Genomic DNA, 21,531 nt, shown 5'->3' with positions numbered 1-21,531 from the left:
ATTGTGGAATAAAAGGAACTGTATGAAATATATGAACGCAGACAACAGTGATAATATTAGAACAAGTAATATATTATTAATTAATCGCAAATTCAATACACCTCTTTCATTTTTGTGCTGAACCCAGAAAACCCTCAGTCACAAGCAACACTGAGGGTTTTTATGTCTTAATCAAGTTTTGGTTTAATAATTTTGAGCAAGTACCTGGAAGTAAGCCTTTGGATGGTCGCATACAGGGCACATTTCAGGCGCAATTTTCCCTTTATGTATGTGCCCACAGTTTGCACACTGCCATGTTGTCTCTTCATCCCTTGTAAACACTTTACCCGCTTCTATGTTCTGGAGCAGCTTTCTGTATCTTTCTTCATGCTCCTTTTCTATTTTTCCGACTTCCTCGAAAAGGTATGCTATTTTATCAAAGCCTTCTTCTCTGGCTTCCTTAGCAAAGGTATCGTACATGTCTGTCCACTCGTAATTCTCGCCATTTGCTGCATCCTTCAGGTTCTGAATTGTATCAGGCATGCCGCCGTGCAGCAGCTTGAACCATATCTTTGCATGCTCCTTTTCATTGTCTGCCGTCTCAGTAAAAAGTGCCGCTATCTGAGCGTAGCCTTCTTTTTTTGCAACACTTGCATAGTATGTATACTTGTTTCTTGCCTGAGATTCACCGGCAAAAGCCGCCATAAGGTTTGCTTCTGTTTTTGTTCCTTTTAGTTCAGCCATTTCATTTCCTCCTGGTTTTTAGAATTAGATTGCATACGTTTTTATATGTTTTGCCATGCAAATATTATTATACTACAAAATCATTGTTTTTATAATAAAAATGTAACCTTTTCAAAGCCCCCTAATAATTTATCCAGCATGCAAAATAAACCGCCCTACAGACTTGCTATATCCGATACAAGCGATTTCACATCGTCTTCCCTGGTTGCCCAGCTTGTGCAGAAACGTACGGCCGTATTTCTTTCATCCGCTTTTTCCCAGAATGAATATGAATATTTTTGAGATAGGATTTCAAGCTTGTCATCCGGAATAATTGGGAATTGCTGATTTGTATAGGAATCATACAGAAATTCATAGCCTTTCTCCCTAAAAGCATTTTTAATAATCATCGCCATATTTACTGCATGCTCTGAAAGCTCAAAATAAAGACCGTCATTAAAAAGTACATCAAATTGTATTCCCAGCAGGCGTCCTTTTGCAAGCATGCCGCCGCGCTGCTTTATGAGATATCGAAAATCCTTTTTCAGGTCCTCATTTGTAATTACTACTGCTTCACCAAACAGTGCGCCTACTTTTGTACCGCCTATATAGAAAATATCCGTTAGCGCCGCAATGTCTAAGATCGTCAAATCGTTGCCGTGAGCTTTAAGGCCGTATCCCAAGCGGGCGCCATCCATAAACAGCGGCAGCCTGCACTCCTTGCATACCTTGCTGAGAGCTTCCAATTCCGGCTTTGTGTATGTAGTTCCATTCTCCGTTGGATGCGATATGTATACCATTCCGGGCTGAACCATATGCTCATGGGTCACATCATTCCAGTGTCCTTCATATACCTCTTTCACTTGCTTTGCTGTGATTTTCCCGTCAGCGCTAGCAACAGTCAGCACCTTGTGCCCTGTAGCTTCAATGGCTCCTGTCTCGTGAACGTTTATATGTCCAGTATTAGCAGAAATCACGCCTTGATGGGGACGAAGAATTGAGCTGATTACCGTCATGTTGGCCTGCGTACCTCCCACAAGGAAGTGCACGTCTAATTCATCATTCCCACACAGCTCCTTTATTTTCTTCCTTGCACTTTCACAGTAAACATCGACTCCGTAGCCAGGTGTCTGTTCCAAATTTGTTTCCATCATCTTTTGGAGTATTTTAGGGTGCGCTCCCTCTGCGTAATCACATTCAAATCTTATCATAAGAATATCTCCTCACATAAAATATACTACTTATTTTTACCTTGTTGCTTAGAGTATATCAAATCAGCATATGTCCCGACAACATTCCAAAAAAAGCCCCACAGATTAACTCAGCAGGGCACATTGCAATCAGGATTAAACTCAACCTGGCAGTCGTCGATTTAATTTCAACACATACAGGTTATGCGAACATCAGCAGACTGCCTGCCATCACAATCATTCCCGAAATCAGGCCATAGATTGCTATGTGATGTTCCCCGTATTTTTCTGCCGCCGGAAGGAGCTCGTCAAGAGATATGTATACCATTATCCCTGCTACTCCCGCGAACAATATTCCAAACATGCCGTCATTGAAGAATCTCATTAGTATAAAATATCCAAAAATGGCCCCAATCGGCTCTGAGAGCCCCGAAATAAATGAATATTTGAATGCCTTTTTTCTGTCTCCTGTCGCATAGAAAATCGGCACCGAAACTGCTATTCCCTCAGGAATGTTGTGTATCGCTATAGCCACTGCTATGCTAATTCCCAGGGTGGGATCCTGTATTGCTCCAGCAAATGTCGCCAAGCCTTCAGGAAAGTTGTGGATTCCTATGGCGAGTGCCGAAAAAAGCCCCATTCGCATGAGCTCATGGCCATTTTTCTTACCGTTTTCCATCTCGCTTACATCTCGAATCTCGTGGGGGTTCTCAAATGTGGGTACGAATTTGTCAATCAGACCTATTACAGCTATCCCTCCGAAAAAGGCAATAGTGGCAATCCAATACCCCTTTGTGGCTCCGCAGCACACTTCCAAAGATTGCCTCGCCTTCGCGAATATCTCTATCATGGAGACATATATCATGACGCCGGCCGAAAAACCCAGAGCTGCTGACAGGAACCTTTCATCCGTTTTCTTAGCGTAAAAAGCAAGAGCGCTTCCAATGCCCGTAGATAAACCTGCAAACAGTGTAAGCCCAAAAGCGAACAGTAATCTGTCCATACCTATTTCCATATAGTTTTCTCCTTATAACATAACAAATAAATTTTTAAGCATTCTTTAATAACCTGATTTTTAATATACCCTTATTTCCAAATATATATTCCCATCCTTCCATATTTGCTGCCACTATGCTTTTTCACTAGCCGCTTTGCTTGGAAAGCATACAGTGAATGTAGTGCCGAACTGCTCGCTGCTTTCCACCGAAATATTTCCCCTATGATTTTCCACTATTGCCTTGGCGATGGCAAGCCCAAGTCCATAACCGCCTTCTTCACGTGACCTTGAGCTGTCAGAGCGATAGAAACGCTCGAAAATATGCTCCAGATGCTCAGGTATGATTGGCGCTCCAGTGTTGTTAACCGACAATCGTACACTCTCTTGAACTCGCTGTAGTTTCAATGTGACTGTTCCGCTTTTTCCGGCATACTTGCAGGCATTGTCAAGAAGTATTAAAATAAGCTGCTTGAGCTGCCCCTCATCCCCGACAAGCATTATATCCGGATCAATATCGCTGCTTACAGTTATCCCCTGCTCATAGGCTACCGGTTCAAACGGTAGCAGGCATCTCCATACTGAGTCGCTGAAATTGAGCCTGGCTTGCAGCGCATGTGTCTGTGATGCATCGGATTTAGCCAGGAACAGCAGGTCATCAACCAGCTTTTTCATCCTGTTGGCTTCCGCCCGGGTGTGCTCTATCCATTTAGACTGCTCTTCAATGGTATCCTGCCTGTGAGAAAGCAGTATCCCTGTATTCGCAAGTATTACCGTCAGAGGCGTTTTAAGCTCGTGCGAAGCATCGGCCACAAACTGCCTCTGCTGCTCCCAGGCCTTTTCCGCCGGACGCAGCGCCCAGCCTGAAAGAAACAGGCTTATAAAGAAGAAGGCTATCAGGCCTCCAAGTCCGACAAGCAGCAAAGTGAGCAGCAGATTAGTCATAGAGTCCATCTCCCTTCCCATGTCCGCAAAAGCTATCTTTGTACCTCCAGGGGTCTGCATGACGAGGAACCTAAGCCGCAAGTCCAGCATTATTCCGTTTTGCTCGTCCCTTTCAAGTACGCGCTTTGTAACTTCTGAGACCACCTCGTCTGAGACGGTGACATTTTCCTTCGACGAGTCTATTGTATTTCCAGTTTCATCGATTGTCACGGTGAATATTGGAATCATAGTCCCTATGTCCGGATGGCGCTTTTTGCCAATTTCCAACAGAGGCGGCGGCATGCCTTCTCTTTCTATGACCTTTTCCATGGCCCTATAGCTATCCCTTGCTGTCCACTGATAGCTGAAAAAGCAAATTGCCGCAAATACTATTATCATCACAAGGCCTATAAGTGTCATGTTGATGAATATGAATTTTTTTTGCAGCTTTTTTATCACGCCTCGTCAGCCTCCAGTCTGTATCCTACCTTCCTGACCGTGCCTATGCTGACCCTCGAGCCCAGGAAAAAGAACTTCTTGCGCAGGAATGATATATAGGCCTCCACATTGTTGTCCTCTGCGTCCGACTCTGCCCCCCAGACCTTGACTATTATGTCTTCTTTGGGCACCACCATTTTAGGGTTTGATATTAAAATATTCAACACCTCGTACTCCTTGAATCCCAGATGTACCGACTTCGTGCCGCAACTCAGGCTGTACGTGGACAAGTTGAGTGTAAGATCCGCAAATGCAAGTTCCTCCAGCACTACTTCTCCGCGTCTCCTGGAAAGAGCTCTTAAGCGGGCCAAAAGCTCCTCCGGAGAAAACGGCTTTGTCATGTAGTCGTCAGCTCCGCAGTCCAGTCCTGTCACTTTATCCGTTATTTCATCCCTGGCTGTAAGGAGTATGACTGGCGTTGTGATTCTGTTCTCCCTAAGTTCGCGCACAACCTCGAAGCCGCTCTTTTTAGGAAGCATGACATCCAGCACTATGACATCATACATGGCGCTCATCGCATAGTCCAATCCAGCTTCACCATCATGAACAACATCAACAGCGTACTTTTGCTCTTGTATTATCTGACCCAGCGCCTCGGCCAGTCGGATCTCGTCCTCCACGATTAGTATGCGCATGGCGCACTCCCTTTCCATTATCTGTATTATATTGATTGAATTATATCATACAAACTGCTTCCTTGTTATTAGATATTTCATATTGCCATATATTTTATAGCTGTATTCTGAAATTAGTCTGAAATCCTTTTTCAGACTAATTTCAGTTTAGGGCAGTATGATATTGGCATAGGGAAATATAAAACAAATGGAGGTGTCACAAATGGCACAATATCAGGATGTATTCAGACGCTATGAAAAAAAATATATGCTGAGCGAGCAGCAGCATAAAGCTCTTATGCAGAACCTTGATACCTACATGACAAAGGATAGCTACGGCTTCCATACCATCTGCAATGTCTATTTCGACACAGCCAGCTACGAACTAATACGCACATCCATAGAAAAGCCAGTATACAAGGAAAAATTAAGGCTTCGCAGCTATGGAATACCTAAGCCTGGCGACAATGTGTTCGTTGAAATCAAAAAGAAGTTCGATGGGATTGTATACAAAAGGCGAGTGCAGCTTTCTTTGGACGAGGCATTGAGCTTTCTTACTCTGAGCAAGCAAACCACAGCATCAAGCCAGATACTAGGGGAAATTGACTGGTTCATGAAAAGATACATGCCAGTTCCGAAGGTGTTCATTGCATATGACAGGCTGGCCCTATTTGGCAACGAGGATGCAAATCTGAGGATCACATTCGATCAAAATATACGTTTCAGAGAATGTCTGCTGGACCCGTCAAAGGGCAGCTGGGGAAATCACCTACTTGAGCCCGGCAAAATCCTCATGGAGATTAAAATTCCAGGAACTATGCCCATATGGCTCAGCCAAATCCTTGCCGGATTGAATATATTCCCGACCTCGTTTTCCAAATACGGAAACTGTTATAAGCAACATCTGATTTATAACACATACCAAAAAGGAGGAATCAACCATGCTGGATAGCATTACAAACATAGTATCAACTGGCTCAATAACCCTCGAAAGCCTTCTGCTTTGCACTCTAGCCTCACTTGCCCTTGGAATGGGCGTTGCCCTCATCCATATGTTTCGCAATATCTACAGCAAGAACTTCATTGTAACGCTGGCACTGCTTCCGGCCATAGTGCAGGTAATAATCACCATGGTCAACGGCAACCTTGGCACAGGCGTAGCCGTCATGGGGGCCTTCAGCCTTGTCCGTTTCCGCTCCATACCCGGCGGTGCAAGAGAAATAGGAAGCATATTTTTGGCAATGGCCCTTGGCCTTGCTACAGGAATGGGACATATAACTATTGCATTTATGTTTCTCGCCATAATAGGCGCTATGACACTACTCTTAAACAGCGTCAGGTTCGGAGAACAAAAGGAGACTGAAAAAGAGCTTAAGATTACAATCCCGGAAAACCTGGATTATGAAGGGATATTTGACGACTTGTTTGACAAATACACAAAAGGAGCGGAGCTTGTCAAGGTAAAAACCACTAATATGGGCAGCCTTTATGAGCTGCATTACAGGATTATACTCAAGGGCTCGACTATAGAAAAAAAATTCCTGGATGAGCTGCGCTGCCGAAACGGCAACCTAAACATCGTCTGCGGACGGATATCTTCAAATCATGGTGAGCTATAAACACCAACACTATTACTATATATGAGGGGGAAATAAAATGAACAAAATAAGAATTAAGCTGCTGTCCTTGCTTACCGCCGCACTATTGGCTGCATCCGTTCTGACCGGGTGCAGCAATGACACATCATCGTCTTCGTCAACATCCGATACCACCAGTAAGATAAAGGTTGAATACAGCAGCGAGGATATTGACGGCACTTGGGATGACTCTGCTGCAACCAAAGTATCGCTGAGAGGCAACTCTATTGCCGTTGACGGCAGCGGAGCCTCAGCAAACGGGGGCACTCTGACAATAAAGTCAGCCGGCACATATGTACTCAGCGGAACGCTGACCGATGGCCAGATTGTAGTTGACGCTGGACAGGAAGATACAGTGAAAATCGTGCTAAACGGCGCAGAGCTAAAATCCTCAAACAGCGCTCCTATTTACTCCAAACAGTCCAAGAAAACAATCATCACGCTAGCAAAGGATACAAGCAACAAGATTGAAGACGCGGCTTCGTATGATTACGCCGAAGGCGAGGACGAGCCAGACGCAGCTGTTTTCAGCCAGGATGACCTTACCATAAACGGAGCAGGCTCTCTGAGCGTAACTGGCAATTTCAACAATGGCATCGGCTCCAAGGATGACCTTGTAATAACCGGAGGAAACATAGCTATCACTTCGGCCAATGACGCCTTGCGCGGAAGGGACTCCATAGCTATAAAGGGCGGCACATTTGCAATCACGGCAGGAGGAGACGGCCTTCAGTCAAACAATGACGAGGATGTCGAGAAGGGCTGGATTTCTATCGACGGCGGAGTCTTCAAAATCACAGCAGAAAGTGACGGTATCCAGGCAACCACGTCCCTTGTAGTCAACAGCGGCACGATTGACATAGCCAAATGCTATGAGGGACTAGAGGGCGCCTCGGTAACGGTCAACGGCGGCTCAATAAAGATTAAAGCTGACGATGATGGACTCAATGCGGCCGGCGGCAAAGATGGCTCTTCCGTCAATGTAAGACCGGGCGAAAACAGCTTCAGCAATGACAGTCCTTATTTCATAAGGATAACCGGCGGATACGTGACAATAGATGCAGAAGGCGACGGAATAGATGCCAACGGCTCTCTATATATAAGCGGTGGCACAATGCTGGTTAACGGTCCGACAAATAGCGGCAACGGAGCACTGGACTACGACGGCACCTGCGATGTGACTGGTGGAACACTTGCAATAGCCGGTAGCTCTGGCATGGTGCAGTCCCCAAGTGACACATCTTCTCAAAGCTCTCTGACAGTCTATTATTCTTCGGTTCAGAAAGCCGGAACGCTTGTAACTCTATCGGACGAAAGCGGAAAGCCGGTCCTCTCCTTCGCTCCATCCAAGGACTACCAATCAATAGTCATAAGCTCACCTGAGCTTGAGCAGGGCAAGACATACACACTAAACTCCGGCGGAACAAATTCAGGCAAGCTGAAAGACGGACTCTACACAGGAGGAACAGTTTCAGGTACGACAAAACTTGCAGATATAAAGCTTTCAAGCATCGTGACAAGAATCTCTGATGACGGCTCCGAAGTCACTGGAAGAATGGGCGGACCTGGCGGCATAGGCGGCCAAGGCAGACCTGAAGGCGGCAAGGATGTAAACCGCAAGCCACCTGAAGGCATGGAGCCGCCTGATGGAATGCAACCTCCCGAGGATATGACTCCTCCTGCTAAGGAGCAGTAGAATTAACATTTTCCGGGCAATAGCACTTAAGATTCCGTCTAAGCATAAAGAAATACAAGTTATACGGAACAAAAGCGCCTACTCTGGCGCTTTTGTTGATTGCAAAATGAAAAACTCCAATTCTACCGAAGGGTTTCATTTTACAAAATAGCACCTATTCTTGCAAAACAAGAATAAGTGCTATTTTTCACCGTTATATTGAATTATTTAGGAAGAATAACTTTGTCGATTACGTGTATTACGCCATTGCTTGTCACAATGTCCGTAGTAACTACATTTGCATCGTCAATCATTACTTTTCCGTCTGTTACCATTACAGTGACCTCTTGACCTTGTACGGTAGCAGCCTTTTCAATTTTCACAACATCTGCCGCCATTACCTTTCCAGGAACAACGTGGTATGTCAATATCGAAACTAATTGATCTTTGTTTTCAGGCTTCAACAAATTCTCTACAGTTCCTTCAGGAAGTGCAGCAAACGCTTCATCTGTTGGTGCAAATACAGTAAATGGACCTTCTGATTTCAAAACATCAACCAAATCTGCAGCTTGAACAGCTGCCACTAGTGTTGTAAAGCTTCCTGCCCCAACAGCAGTTTCCACAATGTCAGGAAGATTCGATACTTTTACTGTCATGTTGGTTGAGTTTATATAGGTTTTTAGGCTGAGCGCGCTATTTAGAAAATCTGTGCTGACATATGTTCTGCCGTTCATAATGTGGGCAGGAAAATCCATAGTTGCAGCCACATTGTTAACTAAAGCGCTGTCGCTATCTATTGTGAGGGCAACCGTCTTGTCTCCCACCACAAATGTCGACATTCTTTTTTCAGCGTCCCACTGAGCCGAACCTCCCAGCGCTTCTGCTACGAATCTCATTGGCAGGAAGGTCTTGCCGTCATGCATCTCAACAGCGGCATCGCTTATAGTCTGCTCGTTTACCTTGAGCTGGTAAGCAGACTGTCCGTACGAAAACCCGCATGTAAGTGCACCAATCATAATAACTGCCACTAACATTGAAATTGCCTTTTTAGTTTTTCCCATAAAATTCATCTCCTTTCACACCTTTAATTAAATTCAATCTCTCGCAAATCTAAAATTTCCTTTTAAATTCAAATATTGGATTTTGTGTTCCATCAATTTTATACCCTGTCCGAATTAAATTAAACTTGAATTTTACTTTAAAAATCCCTGCAATACGGTATCCTCGGCTTCCTTTTCAGTAAGACCAAGTGTCATGAGCTTAGTCAGCTGTTCCGAGGCGATTTTCCCTATGGCAGCCTCGTGAATGAGCTGTGCGTCCGAATCGAACGCGGTGATTTCAGGCACAGACGAAACCTGGGCGCTGTGCATTATTATGGAGTCGCACTGTATGTGACCTCGGCACCTTGTATAGCCTCTCATATTGAGGTGGAAAATCTGCCTGGATTCATCCTGGGCCACAGAGCGGGATATTATCTGGGCGGTTGAATCCTCTCCCACAAGCTCCACTGTTATGTTGGACTCGGCATCCTGATTCATGTAGGTTAGCAGCCTTTCCGAGACAATCAGCCTGGCGTTTTTGTGAAGCTTCACAATTGTGTCCCGAAGTGTGTGGTCAACTCCCTTTATCTGCACAAGCTCCAGCTCAGCTACGCCTCCCTCTTCAACCTCTATTATGGTCTTGGGATTGAGTATCTTGTCTCCGCTGCCCTCACCCTCGCCGTAATGCTTCTCAACATACCTCATGCGGGCTCCCCTTCGCACAAAAAATTCATGTATTCCGTCATGCTGCGCTTTTCCGGAGCCAGGATTGTGTATGCCGCAGCCTGCAACTATGAGCACCTCCGAATCGGCCCCAACTTCAAATGTGTTGTAGACCACATCCGTAAGCCCCTCAGCCGAAATTATCACAGGAATGTGGACGCTCTCGCCCTTTGTACCCGGCTTTATTGTAACATCTATCCCAGGCTTGTCCAACTTGGTTGTGATATCTATATTTGTCGTGGTGTTGCGGCTTTCGCCCTGGCCGTTTTTCCTTATATTGTAGGCTCCCAAAGGTATCCCGTGCAAGTCTGCAACCTCAAGCAAAATCCTCTTATCTATGGCATTCAACATTTGCCCTTCCCTCCCTTGTGCAGCTTCTTCGGCACATGCATTCAGAATCAATGCGTCCGATTTCGCCGAAAATTTTCTCATGGCTTGTGATTTCGCTTATACTTCCGTTTTCCACCATTATAACCTGACTAGCGAGTCTTAGTATCCTCTCCTGGTGGGATATTATTACTATAGTGGTGTCATACTTATCGTGCAGTTTTTCAAATGTCTCCGTAAGTCTCTGAAAGCTCCAAAGGTCTATGCCCGCTTCAGGCTCGTCGAATACCACAAACTTCAGCCTGCGTGCCAAAATGCTAGCGATTTCAATACGCTTTATTTCGCCGCCCGAGAGACTGGCATTCATTTCCCGGTCCAAATAATCCTGGGCGCAAAGACCAACGTCATACAGGAGCTCGCACTCGTTAATCGGATTACCCGGGCCAGCCGCCAGCCTGAGCATGTCCCGCACAGTCAGACCCTTAAAGCGCGGCGGCTGCTGGAATGCATATCCTATTCCAAGCCGCGCCCTTTCGTCAATGCCCATATGCGTTATATCCATGCCATCCAAAAGTATTTTTCCCGCTGAAGCCTGGTAAATACCCATTATCGCCTTGGCAAGGGAAGTTTTCCCTCCGCCATTGGGGCCTGTCATAACGTATATCTTCTTATCCTCAAGTGACAGGCTGATATCCTTTAGAACCTCTACCTTTCCATCGTTCCCGTCCAGCGTTACGCTTACATTTATTAGCTCCAGCATATTGCACCTCCGTAACAATCGTCTGTATTATATAGTCAATTCTCTTTTAATCATTACATATTATAATTACCCCAAAAAGCAATTAAATAGCAAGTTGAATCAGACGAACATGGAGCATAAAAAAAGGCCGTGACTACAAGTATTGCTACTTGAAATCACGACCTCATTAATCTTGTCCTTTATGCGTGTGCTATGGTTTCTGCTGGTGTAAATAGAGCCGCCGCAATGAGGGCGCATACTCCACCTACAAGCTTGGAAACCATGTATATGCTCACAACATCAATACTCTCAACGCTGCCAATAAAGGCAAGCTGCCCTCCCAGCATGTAGGCTCCGCTTACCGTAAACGCTGCGTTCATGGCCTTTCCCCTGCGGTCCATCTGCGAAAAAAGCGGCAGCATTGAAAGGCTTGTTGTCAAACTAAGCAAAAGCCCCATAACCGATTTTTCATTTATGTCCAGTTTTCTTGACATCCAGCCAATCGGCCTTTTGCAGTACATAATGGCCAAGCGGGACAAGACCATAGAGCCGCACACTACCGCTGTCATCTTTGCCAGTATGACAAGAATTTCGCTCACCAGTGCCATGTCTGCTATGCGCCAAGCAGGCACAAAAAGTCCTGCTATCACGACTGCAAACATGGCAAAACTGGCGGCACGTATTGCATAGCCGACAAATGACATGACCATCATCGTGGCCTTTGCAGCTTTTACAAAAAACATAGCAAGCAAAAGGCACAGCAACGCCACAGGCGCTATGTTAACCGCCAGCTCGCTTACAGTAAGCCCAAGCATTATGCCGCCCGCCAAAAGTCCAGCCGGTATCGTAATTATCCCAAGAAGCAGACCGTTCATCATCGGACCCACCTCTTCTTTTGGAATCGTGGCAAGAGACACCGGTAGCTGGAAGCTAACGGCGCAGCCAAGGCTTGAGGCCACTATGACTCCTGAAAACAAGCCCAAAAGCGGAGTGGCTGCAATATTCTTCGAAATTGCGTAGCCTCCAAGGTCCGTAGCGAGGATACTTCCGATTATCACCGATGAATCAAAGGGCAGAACTTCGGCCAGTTCGGCAATAGCCGTTGCGTTGGCTTGCACGGCTGTGATTCCTATGCAGTAAAGACCGACAATAGAAAGTGCCATGGGCCCCATAAGAGCCAGCCCTTTGTCGAACTCCTTCGAAAGGTCCCATCTTCCGCCCAGTATCTTGTCAAAAAGCCCCACGCAAGCCAGCAGTAGCATTAAAATTATAAACACGTTCATAAAAACCCCTATTCTATAGCCGGTTGCTATTTATATTCGCTTTTTACGCAACACCGGTTCTTTTAATGTTGTCATATAATATATTACTTCGAATTCATTCGTTCTACAATATTAGGGGCCTTGAATTTCCAATTGATTATTCTATTTTTATTGTATACTGCTTAACGCTATTTCTCTTATATCTCTTAACGCCTGTACAAACTCCAGCATAAGGCTTTTGGCGTTTTCTTTGTTTTCTGATTTGCTAGATATATTTATCGATATTGAATCATTCATAAGAGAATAGAATATTCCGAAGCCGTCTTCAACAACAGGTCCAAACGCGCTGTGTTTCACATTCTTGTTACCTATTCCGCTGGTTGATATGAAATCATACCTAAGAGCTTTATATCCTTCAGTTTCAAATATTGCAGGTGTTTTTCCGATACAGAGCTCTTCACCGAACATTTCATGCATTTTCAAAAGGCCGTACATGTGCCTTTCAACTCCATTACCATTTTGACATTCCTTTATGCGAACCGCATGGGCATCACTGGCTTTTTGCATAAGGCCATATAGAACTTCATTGCTCTCTGTTCCGCTAAAATAAGTCTTAATGAAATCCAGTTTTTCTGTGCTCGACGCCCTGGCACACTCCGTCCTCCCCTCCTTGAAGAAGCGAACAGCTACGGGCTCGTAAGTACTTCTCATTTTTCCAAATATATTGTATTGAGCGACTTGGAGCGCTATATGGAAGAAAGCGTCCGGGCTTATTTTCAGCTTCTTTATCTCATCCTGTCCAAAATCTTCGAATATGCACAGCTCAAGATGATACTGCTTCCTTACATTCCGATTTTCCGCATTCAGATTTGTAAGTTTCATTTTGAGCTCTTCGCCTATTTCCCATTCAAGTTTTTCAAACTTTACTCCAGACCCTGCACTTTTTTCTTCCGCCTTTTCTGATTTCAATCCATCACTTACATAATTTACAATGGTCATGAATGTGCTTCCGTCTATACCTGTATGCTCGCCATTTACGCCTATTTCACCGCTATTAGTAACTACAATCTGTATTGTCTTGTCGAAATACTTGTTATCGCCGCTTAGCAGCAGATTTTCCAAGGCCTCCTGTGAATTCTTGCTCTCCTCGTCAATACAAATAACAGCCAGAGCCTTTTCAATAACCTCTAGATTATCGGAATTGCTCTTTGACATTATGAGTTCATCATAAATTTGAGCCGCTTCGTCTCTTTGCGCAGTAGTGAATATCCCTACATTCTCGCCTTCAGCAGTTTCCATGTTGAAAATTTCTCGGATACATCTTGCAATTTCGCCACTAGAGAAAATATTTCCATCCTCATCTGATATACTTATCTTGTACATGTTCTTTTTATACAGAAGCACTACATGGTTGTTCTTCTTTTCTGGCTTGGACACTTTGTGCTCGTCTTTCCCAATCCTTGGTATTCTTATACTCCTGAAAAAGTTTCTGTATTGGCTCATGCAAAGAGGCTTCCCTTTTATTGTGTCTGCATCGTATTCTTCATCTGCAATCAAGTGATTAAGCTCGCCTATCAGACGGATAGCCTTTCCGGCCAGCTCGTGTTTTTCATATTTTTCTTTATAGCCTTCATTGCTAAGCAGCATGCAAAAGTTCATTCCAGCAGGCAAATAACCTCTATATTTTAAATACATGTCATCCCAGAACGGCTTAAGCCAGCTTCCATTGATTTTTCCGTCCCATTCTCTGAGCTTTTCCTGCAGCTTCTGACCATCCCCGCCTTCCGCGAAAAATTCCTCTGCTATCCTTCTAGTCTCTTCAAACTGCTCTTTGCCAACTATGGGCTCAATCCATTCCAAAAGCTTAGTCTTTGTCCCACTCAACTCCGGAACAGGCAGAGAAGGCAGCTTGTCTTGATATGCATAAGTCTTTCCCATATTTAAAACCTCCATACATGTAATTATTCTTTGCTGGTATCATCAAGCTCTTTAGTATTCCCTTGGGGCCGTCTCTCCTCTTAGCACACCAAGACCACCTTCAGCAAGAGCACGAAGCTCGTCTTCTCCAGGGTATACTATAAACTGTCCAATAAATTCCACTCTATCTCTTACTGCCTTTGTGAACTTTTCAGAGTAAGCTATTCCGCCCGTCAAAATAATGGCATCTACATTCCCGGAAAGCACGACAGCGCAAGCTCCTATTTCCTTTGCGACCTGATAAGCCATGGCATCGTATATGAGCTTAGCTTTTTCATCGCCGCAGTCTATCATTTTCTCAACTTCTCTTGCGTCATTAACTCCCAGATATCCTACAAGTCCGCTGTTCCCGACTATCATGCCTTTAATCTGCTCTTTTGTGTAATCTCCAGAAAAACAAAGCTCCACAAGGTCCCCTACTGGGAATCCGCCTGACCTGTTTGGAGAAAAAGGCCCTTCTCCATCAAGACCATTGTTTACATCTATTACGCGTCCACTCCTGTGTGCTCCTACGGTTATACCGCCGCCTACATGAGCTACTACAAAATTACATTCCTCGTACAATTTCCCGAGTTCCATTGCAATTCTTCTGGCAACAGCTTTCTGATTAAGAGCGTGGAACCTGCTGCTTCTTTCAATCCCTGGAAATCCTGAAATCTTGGCTATATCCTCCATTTCATCCACAACAGGAGGATCCACGACAAACGAAGGAATGCCTACTTCCTTCGACATGTCATAAGCTATTAGTCCTGCAATATTAGATGCATGCACAGCTTCACATTGCAAATCCTTTATCATTTTTTCGTTAATGGTGTATGTTCCGCCTTCAAGAGGCTTAATCATTCCCCCTCTTCCGACGACCGCATCCAACTCACTTACGTCTACTCCCTTTTCCTTTAGAAAATTCAATATTGCCTCTCTTCTAAACTTATCTTGACCAAGTATGCCTTCATATTTTTGAAGCAACTCCTCAGGATGTCTTAGCGTCTCATCAAACAACATTGACTCATTTTCAAACACTGCGATTTTTGTTGATGTTGAACCTGGATTAATCGTCAGTATCTTGTAATCCAATCCCATTTTTTCCTCCTGGATTTTGCACCTCGGGTTTCAAGCAACTCATTATATACCATTTTCACCGTTTCGATTAATAGATTACCATCATTCAATAAACACTATGAGTTGCAAACACGATTTCAGTTGATTGCTTTTTTGCCAAAGCCAGATAGTCATATTTGCGCTTTGCAAAAATACACCTTCTCGAGGCGTATTTTTTGCTGTCTGTTATGCACGGCTGTTTTAAAATACGATTTAATCAATTAACATCCTTTTCATTTGTAATATCGTAACAAATTGTCTATAATAAAATTACAAAAGCTATCCAATATTGTTTTTATTTTAATTTTTTCTTTTGGTTTTTTTATTATTAGAAAGGCTGGTAATATGAACTGCAAATATGAATTTGTCAAATATCACAATAACTTACCATTTAACGCTTTTGTCTACCAAAATGCAGATGATTCTTTTAAGTGGCATAGGGAAATTGAGATGTTTTTTGTTTTGAGGGGAAAAGTTGCACTCAGCGTAAAAGATAAGACTTATCACTTATGCGCTGAAGATATAGTGTTGATTAACAAGAACGAAATGCATAAAATAACCAGTGTTGATGATGGAGCTTTAATAATCTCATTATTCATAAATCCTTACTATTATGAAGCATATTACACTAACTTTTCTGAAATATATTTTGAATGCAACACACTTTTTGACGATGCTAACGGTGAAAAATACAGCTTTATTAGAAACAAGCTTTCAAGCATAATGGTAAGCCTTATGTGTCAACATGAGACATATCAGTTCACGATGCTTAGCGAATCCCTAAAACTAATAGAGCATCTAGTAAAGAATTTTAGAAAAGATGACGCCAGCGTTGATGTAATATCAGATGATTATCTTCATCAACGATTCATAAGAATTCTGGAATATTTAAATAAGCATTATGACGAAAGGATCACATTATCCGAGCTTGCAAAAAAAGAATATATAAGCGTTTACTATCTTTCACGTCTCTTCAAGAGTCAGATGAACATCGGATTCAACAAGTACCTTAACCTCCTGCGCCTCGACAAATCCATGTATGACCTTGTAAACACAAGCAAAAGCATACTTGAAATTGCCATTGACAGCGGCTTTGCATCTGCCAAGGCTTACCGCACGGTTTTCAAGGAAAACTACGACATGTCTCCAAATGAATATAGAAAGCAAATGTCAATTGTCGAGAGCTCAGCCGCTTATGAAAAAGTATCTCTTCCTATCGACTCTTCCGCCCTGATGCTCATTCTCCAGAAATATCAGAGCTCAAAGGTCGAGGAATTTGCAAACAAACCCAAAATAGTCAATGTTCAGATTGACACTGTCACCTGCACTAAAAAGCAATGGACATCATTCGAAAAAATACTATACTTCGATTTTGTTTATGACGGACTGAACTTGAATTGGCAGCAGAACCTCGAAAAAATTCACAACGAAATCCACTTTGACTACATCAGGTTCAGCGGCATATTTAGCCAGGGCATGTACTTTTACAATTCCAAGGAAAAATTGTACAATTGGTTCAACGTAGATAATCTACTTGATTTCTTTGTCCAAAAAAACATAAAACCGTTTCTCAAACTCACATACAATGAGAAGGATTTCAGCATACGAAACTGGCATTCCATGCTTGAAAATTTTCTTCATCACTGCATTGAAAGGTATGGCCTATCCACCATAAGAGAGTGGAAGTTTGAATTTGCACACCAGGACAAAAGCTATAGCAAGATGATAGAGCTTTATACGCTCAGCCTGGATTACTTCTGCGACAAATTCAACAAGTTGAATTTCGGGATAGAATTTGTTCCTTCGAGCAACTTTCACGAGGAATACTTCCTGATTAATTTCAAATCAAAAAAACTAAGCTTTATCACTGTCGAAATGTCAGAGGATATGTACAGGGAGATGTCGGGCTTTGTCAGAATACTCCTTAGAACCATAAAGAGCAACATGGCATTGAATACTTACTTTATAAAAATCGAAAGCAACAGTTACTTCAATGACACCTGCTACAAAGCCAACAAACTAATACACGATTTTCTGGTTGAGCACAGCGGATTCGACACCCAGGTCAATTTCATAGACAACCTTGAAACCACAAAACTATTCCATGGCGGAAGAGGCCTTTTGACTTACAACGGCCTTAAAAAACCCGTATATCATGCTTACTATCTGCTGAGCAAGCTCAAAGGCAATCTCATAAGCAAGGGCCCTTTTCACTACGCAGTAGAAAACGACAAAAGCATAGTCATTTTATTCTACAACAACCTGGAGAAACTGGACGACATACTGCAAAGCATCGATTACTACGAAAGAGGCAAGGACCTGGCGATCAGTAAAAGCACGCTGTTTGAGCTGAAAATACTCATTGAAAAGGGCAAATATAAATTGAAATCGTACACACTTGATAGGAGCAACGGCTCCATATTCGATGAATGGCTAAACATGGGAAAACCCGAGTACTTCGACACCGAGGATTTTAACTTCATAAAATCTAAAGAGATGTTAAGGCTCAAAAGCTTACTTGTCTCAGTTGAAGACAGCATTTCCCTGGAATTTGCGCTGCCTTCTGACGGAGTAAAGCTTATAAATTTAACAAAACTATAACCATAATAAAAGTGCTGTCTCTTAGTCGAATAAAATCGCTTAGAGACAGCACTTTTTACATAATATGATTGTCGGCCTTCACCATCTTGATGAACGACACCATCATACTAACCATTATTATGATTCCGGGAATAACATTTATTATTGAAATTGTCTGTATTGCTGAAAGAGGCCCGTCAATTAGAATAAGGGTTGTAGGTATGATAGCCAGAGAAAATGCCCAAAATAGCCTGTTCCATCTTTCAGGTTCCTGATTCTCTGATATGCTTTCTGATGTTGCTGTTGCCAATACGTATGAAATTGAATCGAAAGTGGTTGCGGAAAATATTGTTGCCACAACTGCAAACAGCAAAATCACAAGACTGCTGAATTTCAGCGTTTTAAGCATCCCTACAATGGCCAAATAGGGACCTGCATCGTTAAGAGTGCCAATTACATCCATTTGGCCTCTTAGCTGCAGATCAAGACCGAGATTCCCGATTGTTACAAACATAAGAGCGCACCCCATGCTGCCGAATACAACCGCTCCCGTCAAGATGTTACGAACACTTCTGCCCCTTGAAATTCTAGCAATAAACATCCCCATAAGAGGAGATGATATTATCCACCAAGCCCAGTAGAATACTGTCCAGTTTTCAGCAAAGCCCGAATTGTTAACGGGATCCATCCAGGTACTCATCCTGAAGAAATTCTGAAGCAGCAATCCGACACTTGTAGTACCCATTTTTAAAATAAACATAGTTGGTCCCACGGCAAATATAAAACACATTACCGTCAGCATTAAAACAACATTCAGATTACTTAGCACCTGTATTCCCTTCTTTAAGCCTAGATAGGCACTTATGGAAAATATCAGGGTGACAATAAAAAGTATTGACAGCTTCAGGTTCAGACTTATTGGTATTCCCGTTATAGAGCTAATACATGTAGCAATCATAGGCGTGCTGAGTCCAAGGCTGGTTGCCGAAGCTCCGGTCGCGCCAAAAACAAACAGTATGTCAATTATTTTGCCTATAGGCCCGTCCACTCTATCGCCCAGTATCTGTCTCAGTGTTTCGCTGATTTTAAATACGCTTTGCTTTCTTATATAATAGCAATATGCCAGAGGCAGGGCAGGCAGAGCATAAAAAGACCAGCCTATTGGCCCCCAGTGAAAAATCCCGTATGTTGCTGCAAATTCAGCCGCGCCCCATGTTCCTGGTTGTAAGCCAAAGGGCGGTGCTGTGTAGTAATACGCCCACTCTATTGCTCCCCAGTACATTAGCCCTGCTCCGATACCGGTGCAAAATATCATTGTTATCCAGCTAAAATCACTGTATTCAGGCTTTTCACCAGGTTCTCCAAACACAATATTGCCGTATCTGCTAAAACTCAGCCATAAAACCGCAGCAAAAGCAGCTATACCCATCCACATGTTCAAGAATCCAAGATTGAATGTCAAGTAGTGATGTATATCTGTTACTATTTTCCCTCCTGCTTCAGGAAAAATAACAATCGGACCGCATATTGACAAAATCAAACTTATAGATGGGAAAAACACAGCCTTATCAACCTTTACCTTATCCATAGATCACCTCAAGCATATTTACAAAAAAGGATTAATATATCCAAAAACGTTATCCTCAAATGCAGACAATTATAATTTACATTGCAGCAATTGAGGATAACGTTCATTCTATCGACTTATATGTTAGCACATTCCGGTTTTATGGTAAATATCATTTTAATTCAAATTATATATCCGATTCAAAAGCCAGTTTTAGAGCCCATCCCATGAACCCTATGAACAGCATTATAAGAATTCCTTGCGTCAAACTTTGGCTGATAGTTTGACCTGCTTTTAGCGCTTGATCTATTGCTATACTATCCATAATTTACACCCTTCCTTCCCTTACATCTTTTCTCATCTGACGAACCATGCCAGACATGGACAAGAATAAGAAAAACATATACGGAATACCTATTACAACCGCAACTGCCTTTACTCCATTAAGCGTACCAGTTACGACGTTTGCAAATGCAACCATTGTTGTGATAACAGACCAAATTATTGTTCTAACTGGTGGAGCATTTTCAACACCATCACTAGTTATCATGCTTAGAGATATTACAGCACTAGTTGCCGATGTAGATAGGAACACTAATATTAATATTATGAATAATGTACCCATTACTGGGAACATCGGAAGCTGCTGAAGAACCATTATAAACGACAGATACACATCATCAGGGTTGTTTTGGATGTAATCTACTATTTCTCCATTGCCCACTATTGCATCAAACAGTCCGTAGCCTCCAAACACACTGAACCATATTATCAAGAAAGCAGTCGGAACTAATATCGAAGCCAACACTATCTCTCTTATCGTTCTTCCCTTTGAAATTCTCGCTATGAATATTCCAAGGAACGGAGTCCAAGATATCCACCAAATCAGAGTGGTATTAGGCCAATCCTTGAACCAGCCTTTGTCAAGATATGCATAATTTTCAAAACTTATAGGTACAATACTTGTGAATGTAGCTTTGAATGTTGAAAATATAGTTCCCATGAAGAAATCAGTTCTGCCTATCAAAAACACATATGCAAGTATTGCAACAGCAATGTAAACGTTAATATCACCCAATATTTTCATGCCCTTTTGTACCGGTGAAACCGCAGCTATTGTATATATTGCAAACATAACAAGAAGTATTATAATAGATGAACCTACCCCTGTGAAGTCCATACCTGTAACGGCTTTTATTCCGTTTTTTACCTGGAATACACCAAGACCTATAGATGCGGCCATTGTCAGCGAAGCAGCTCCTGCAGCTACTATGTTTGCAACCTTGCCTACCGGTTTCCCCCATTTCTTATCTTTAAAACCTTCTTCAATAGGAGTACCTGGCAAGAATTTTGCTCCACGATGGTATGTGAAATATCCTATTACCAGTCCTGAAATTGTATATATACTCCATGCCGGGAGGCCCCAGTTGAACATAGTCAGTGAAAGTGCATTTTTTGCGGCTTCAACCTTGTCAAATCCGCCTGGAAGTCCTTGCGGTGAATAAAGGTAGTGAATTAAAGGCTCAGCAACCCCGAAGTTAACAAGCCCGACACCTATGCCGGCCGTAAAAAGCATAGCCATCCATGAAAAAGTGGAAAATTCAGGTGCTTCATTAGCTTTTCCAAGCTTTATTTTACCGTATTTGCTAAATGCAAGAGCTCCGCATGAAAGCAGTATGAAGGTTGGCATCGCTATTGTAAACCAGCTGAAGTTGTCATGATACTTGTATACCCAACCCCAGAGCGTATTTGTTAATGAATCCGGATTGATAACCGCCCACAGTGAAAATATTCCGGTAAAGCATACAGCATACCAAAACAGTGCTGACGATTTATTTTTTTTATTAACATTATCAGGCATTATTCCGTTTTCCTCAATTTTATTTATCATAAATTAATTTTCCTCCTTCATGTATATTGAAACGGGTATTTTTTGAAACAGTAATTAAAATGGTACTTCTTGGTGGCCACCAAGTTTATTGCT

At 42.9% G+C, this 21,531-nt stretch carries 17 protein-coding genes; 4 read left to right on the top strand and 13 right to left on the bottom strand.

The features are described from left to right. Window positions 1-183 precede the first annotated feature (183 nt). The 5 genes from rbr to EAL2_RS03935 form a co-directional block, all read right to left on the bottom strand. Window positions 184-723, bottom strand: a complete 540-nt coding sequence (gene rbr, locus EAL2_RS03955; RefSeq protein ID WP_025435115.1) for a rubrerythrin — start codon at window positions 721-723, stop codon at window positions 184-186. A gap of 155 nt (window positions 724-878) precedes the next feature. Continuing rightward, complete coding sequence (locus EAL2_RS03950; RefSeq protein ID WP_025435114.1) at window positions 879-1,913, bottom strand: threonine aldolase family protein; 1,035 nt, start codon at window positions 1,911-1,913, stop codon at window positions 879-881. A 181-nt stretch (window positions 1,914-2,094) separates the two neighbouring features. Beyond that, on the bottom strand, window positions 2,095-2,907 hold the full coding sequence (gene zupT, locus EAL2_RS03945) for a zinc transporter ZupT (RefSeq protein ID WP_025435113.1): 813 nt from the start codon (window positions 2,905-2,907) through the stop codon (window positions 2,095-2,097). A gap of 114 nt (window positions 2,908-3,021) precedes the next feature. Beyond that, window positions 3,022-4,269, bottom strand: a complete 1,248-nt coding sequence (locus EAL2_RS03940) for a sensor histidine kinase (protein WP_025435112.1) — start codon at window positions 4,267-4,269, stop codon at window positions 3,022-3,024. After that, window positions 4,266-4,943: a response regulator transcription factor gene (locus tag EAL2_RS03935; protein ID WP_025435111.1), complete on the bottom strand. Its 678-nt coding sequence runs from the start codon at window positions 4,941-4,943 to the stop codon at window positions 4,266-4,268. Before EAL2_RS03935 ends, EAL2_RS03940 begins: the two co-directional genes overlap by 4 nt. 202 nt (window positions 4,944-5,145) lie before the next feature. Between EAL2_RS03935 and EAL2_RS03930 the strand changes: the two genes are divergently transcribed. Genes EAL2_RS03930 through EAL2_RS03920 form a run of 3 tightly spaced genes read left to right on the top strand, consistent with a single transcriptional unit; the run spans window position 5,146 to window position 8,255 of the window. Continuing rightward, the gene (locus EAL2_RS03930) at window positions 5,146-5,874 is read left to right on the top strand and encodes a polyphosphate polymerase domain-containing protein (RefSeq protein WP_025435110.1); all 729 of its coding nucleotides are present in this window, start codon (window positions 5,146-5,148) and stop codon (window positions 5,872-5,874) included. Further along, a complete protein-coding gene (locus EAL2_RS03925) occupies window positions 5,864-6,541 on the top strand; it encodes a DUF4956 domain-containing protein (RefSeq protein WP_025435109.1) in 678 nt (225 codons plus the stop codon). Before EAL2_RS03930 ends, EAL2_RS03925 begins: the two co-directional genes overlap by 11 nt. Window positions 6,542-6,578: 37 nt before the next feature. Then, a complete protein-coding gene (locus tag EAL2_RS03920) occupies window positions 6,579-8,255 on the top strand; it encodes a carbohydrate-binding domain-containing protein (protein WP_025435108.1) in 1,677 nt (558 codons plus the stop codon). Window positions 8,256-8,458: 203 nt separating this feature from the next. On the opposite strand, the gene EAL2_RS15125 is transcribed toward EAL2_RS03920, so the two are convergent. From EAL2_RS15125 to buk, 6 genes are all read right to left on the bottom strand, one after another. After that, window positions 8,459-9,295 (bottom strand): fasciclin domain-containing protein, encoded by an 837-nt coding sequence (locus EAL2_RS15125; RefSeq protein ID WP_158408882.1) that lies wholly within the window; start codon window positions 9,293-9,295, stop codon window positions 8,459-8,461. A 132-nt stretch (window positions 9,296-9,427) separates the two neighbouring features. Continuing rightward, a complete protein-coding gene (locus EAL2_RS03910; protein WP_025435106.1) occupies window positions 9,428-10,348 on the bottom strand; it encodes a SufB/SufD family protein in 921 nt (306 codons plus the stop codon). Continuing rightward, the gene (locus EAL2_RS03905) at window positions 10,329-11,084 is read right to left on the bottom strand and encodes an ABC transporter ATP-binding protein (protein WP_025435105.1); all 756 of its coding nucleotides are present in this window, start codon (window positions 11,082-11,084) and stop codon (window positions 10,329-10,331) included. Before EAL2_RS03905 ends, EAL2_RS03910 begins: the two co-directional genes overlap by 20 nt. Window positions 11,085-11,263: 179 nt before the next feature. Beyond that, complete coding sequence (locus tag EAL2_RS03900) at window positions 11,264-12,346, bottom strand: ethanolamine utilization protein EutH (RefSeq protein WP_025435104.1); 1,083 nt, start codon at window positions 12,344-12,346, stop codon at window positions 11,264-11,266. A 147-nt stretch (window positions 12,347-12,493) separates the two neighbouring features. Beyond that, window positions 12,494-14,263, bottom strand: a complete 1,770-nt coding sequence (locus tag EAL2_RS03895; RefSeq protein WP_025435103.1) for a choline/carnitine O-acyltransferase — start codon at window positions 14,261-14,263, stop codon at window positions 12,494-12,496. Between the two features lie 51 nt (window positions 14,264-14,314). Beyond that, a complete protein-coding gene (gene buk / locus EAL2_RS03890) occupies window positions 14,315-15,382 on the bottom strand; it encodes a butyrate kinase (protein ID WP_096325236.1) in 1,068 nt (355 codons plus the stop codon). Between the two features lie 363 nt (window positions 15,383-15,745). Here buk and EAL2_RS03885 point away from each other — a divergent pair, with 363 nt between their 5' ends. Next, window positions 15,746-18,001: a GH39 family glycosyl hydrolase gene (locus tag EAL2_RS03885; RefSeq protein WP_038601713.1), complete on the top strand. Its 2,256-nt coding sequence runs from the start codon at window positions 15,746-15,748 to the stop codon at window positions 17,999-18,001. A 55-nt stretch (window positions 18,002-18,056) separates the two neighbouring features. On the opposite strand, the gene EAL2_RS03880 is transcribed toward EAL2_RS03885, so the two are convergent. Both EAL2_RS03880 and EAL2_RS03875 read right to left on the bottom strand, forming a co-directional pair. Next, window positions 18,057-19,568 carry a BCCT family transporter gene (locus tag EAL2_RS03880; RefSeq protein WP_051489077.1) on the bottom strand — a complete coding sequence of 504 codons (1,512 nt, stop codon included), beginning with the start codon at window positions 19,566-19,568 and terminating at the stop codon, window positions 18,057-18,059. A gap of 307 nt (window positions 19,569-19,875) precedes the next feature. Beyond that, window positions 19,876-21,438, bottom strand: a complete 1,563-nt coding sequence (locus EAL2_RS03875; RefSeq protein WP_025435100.1) for a BCCT family transporter — start codon at window positions 21,436-21,438, stop codon at window positions 19,876-19,878. Window positions 21,439-21,531 lie beyond the last annotated feature (93 nt).

It is taken from the genome of Peptoclostridium acidaminophilum DSM 3953, from assembly GCF_000597865.1.
Lineage (GTDB): Bacteria > Bacillota > Clostridia > Peptostreptococcales > Peptostreptococcaceae > Peptoclostridium_A > Peptoclostridium_A acidaminophilum.
This window is presented reverse-complemented; position numbering and strand designations above follow the sequence as displayed.

What these genes read in the sequence shown, in the direction of transcription:
- rbr (WP_025435115.1), bottom strand. Translation starts at nt 723, where the DNA reads ATGGCTGAACTAAAAGGAACAAAAACAGAAGCAAACCTTATGGCGGCT.
- EAL2_RS03950 (WP_025435114.1), bottom strand. Translation starts at nt 1,913, where the DNA reads ATGATAAGATTTGAATGTGATTACGCAGAGGGAGCGCACCCTAAAATA.
- zupT (WP_025435113.1), bottom strand. Translation starts at nt 2,907, where the DNA reads ATGGAAATAGGTATGGACAGATTACTGTTCGCTTTTGGGCTTACACTG.
- EAL2_RS03935 (WP_025435111.1), bottom strand. Translation starts at nt 4,943, where the DNA reads ATGCGCATACTAATCGTGGAGGACGAGATCCGACTGGCCGAGGCGCTG.
- EAL2_RS03930 (WP_025435110.1), top strand. Translation starts at nt 5,146, where the DNA reads ATGGCACAATATCAGGATGTATTCAGACGCTATGAAAAAAAATATATG.
- EAL2_RS03925 (WP_025435109.1), top strand. Translation starts at nt 5,864, where the DNA reads ATGCTGGATAGCATTACAAACATAGTATCAACTGGCTCAATAACCCTC.
- EAL2_RS03920 (WP_025435108.1), top strand. Translation starts at nt 6,579, where the DNA reads ATGAACAAAATAAGAATTAAGCTGCTGTCCTTGCTTACCGCCGCACTA.
- EAL2_RS15125 (WP_158408882.1), bottom strand. Translation starts at nt 9,295, where the DNA reads ATGGGAAAAACTAAAAAGGCAATTTCAATGTTAGTGGCAGTTATTATG.
- EAL2_RS03910 (WP_025435106.1), bottom strand. Translation starts at nt 10,348, where the DNA reads ATGTTGAATGCCATAGATAAGAGGATTTTGCTTGAGGTTGCAGACTTG.
- EAL2_RS03905 (WP_025435105.1), bottom strand. Translation starts at nt 11,084, where the DNA reads ATGCTGGAGCTAATAAATGTAAGCGTAACGCTGGACGGGAACGATGGA.
- EAL2_RS03900 (WP_025435104.1), bottom strand. Translation starts at nt 12,346, where the DNA reads ATGAACGTGTTTATAATTTTAATGCTACTGCTGGCTTGCGTGGGGCTT.
- EAL2_RS03895 (WP_025435103.1), bottom strand. Translation starts at nt 14,263, where the DNA reads ATGGGAAAGACTTATGCATATCAAGACAAGCTGCCTTCTCTGCCTGTT.
- buk (WP_096325236.1), bottom strand. Translation starts at nt 15,382, where the DNA reads ATGGGATTGGATTACAAGATACTGACGATTAATCCAGGTTCAACATCA.
- EAL2_RS03885 (WP_038601713.1), top strand. Translation starts at nt 15,746, where the DNA reads ATGAACTGCAAATATGAATTTGTCAAATATCACAATAACTTACCATTT.
- EAL2_RS03880 (WP_051489077.1), bottom strand. Translation starts at nt 19,568, where the DNA reads ATGGATAAGGTAAAGGTTGATAAGGCTGTGTTTTTCCCATCTATAAGT.
- EAL2_RS03875 (WP_025435100.1), bottom strand. Translation starts at nt 21,438, where the DNA reads ATGATAAATAAAATTGAGGAAAACGGAATAATGCCTGATAATGTTAAT.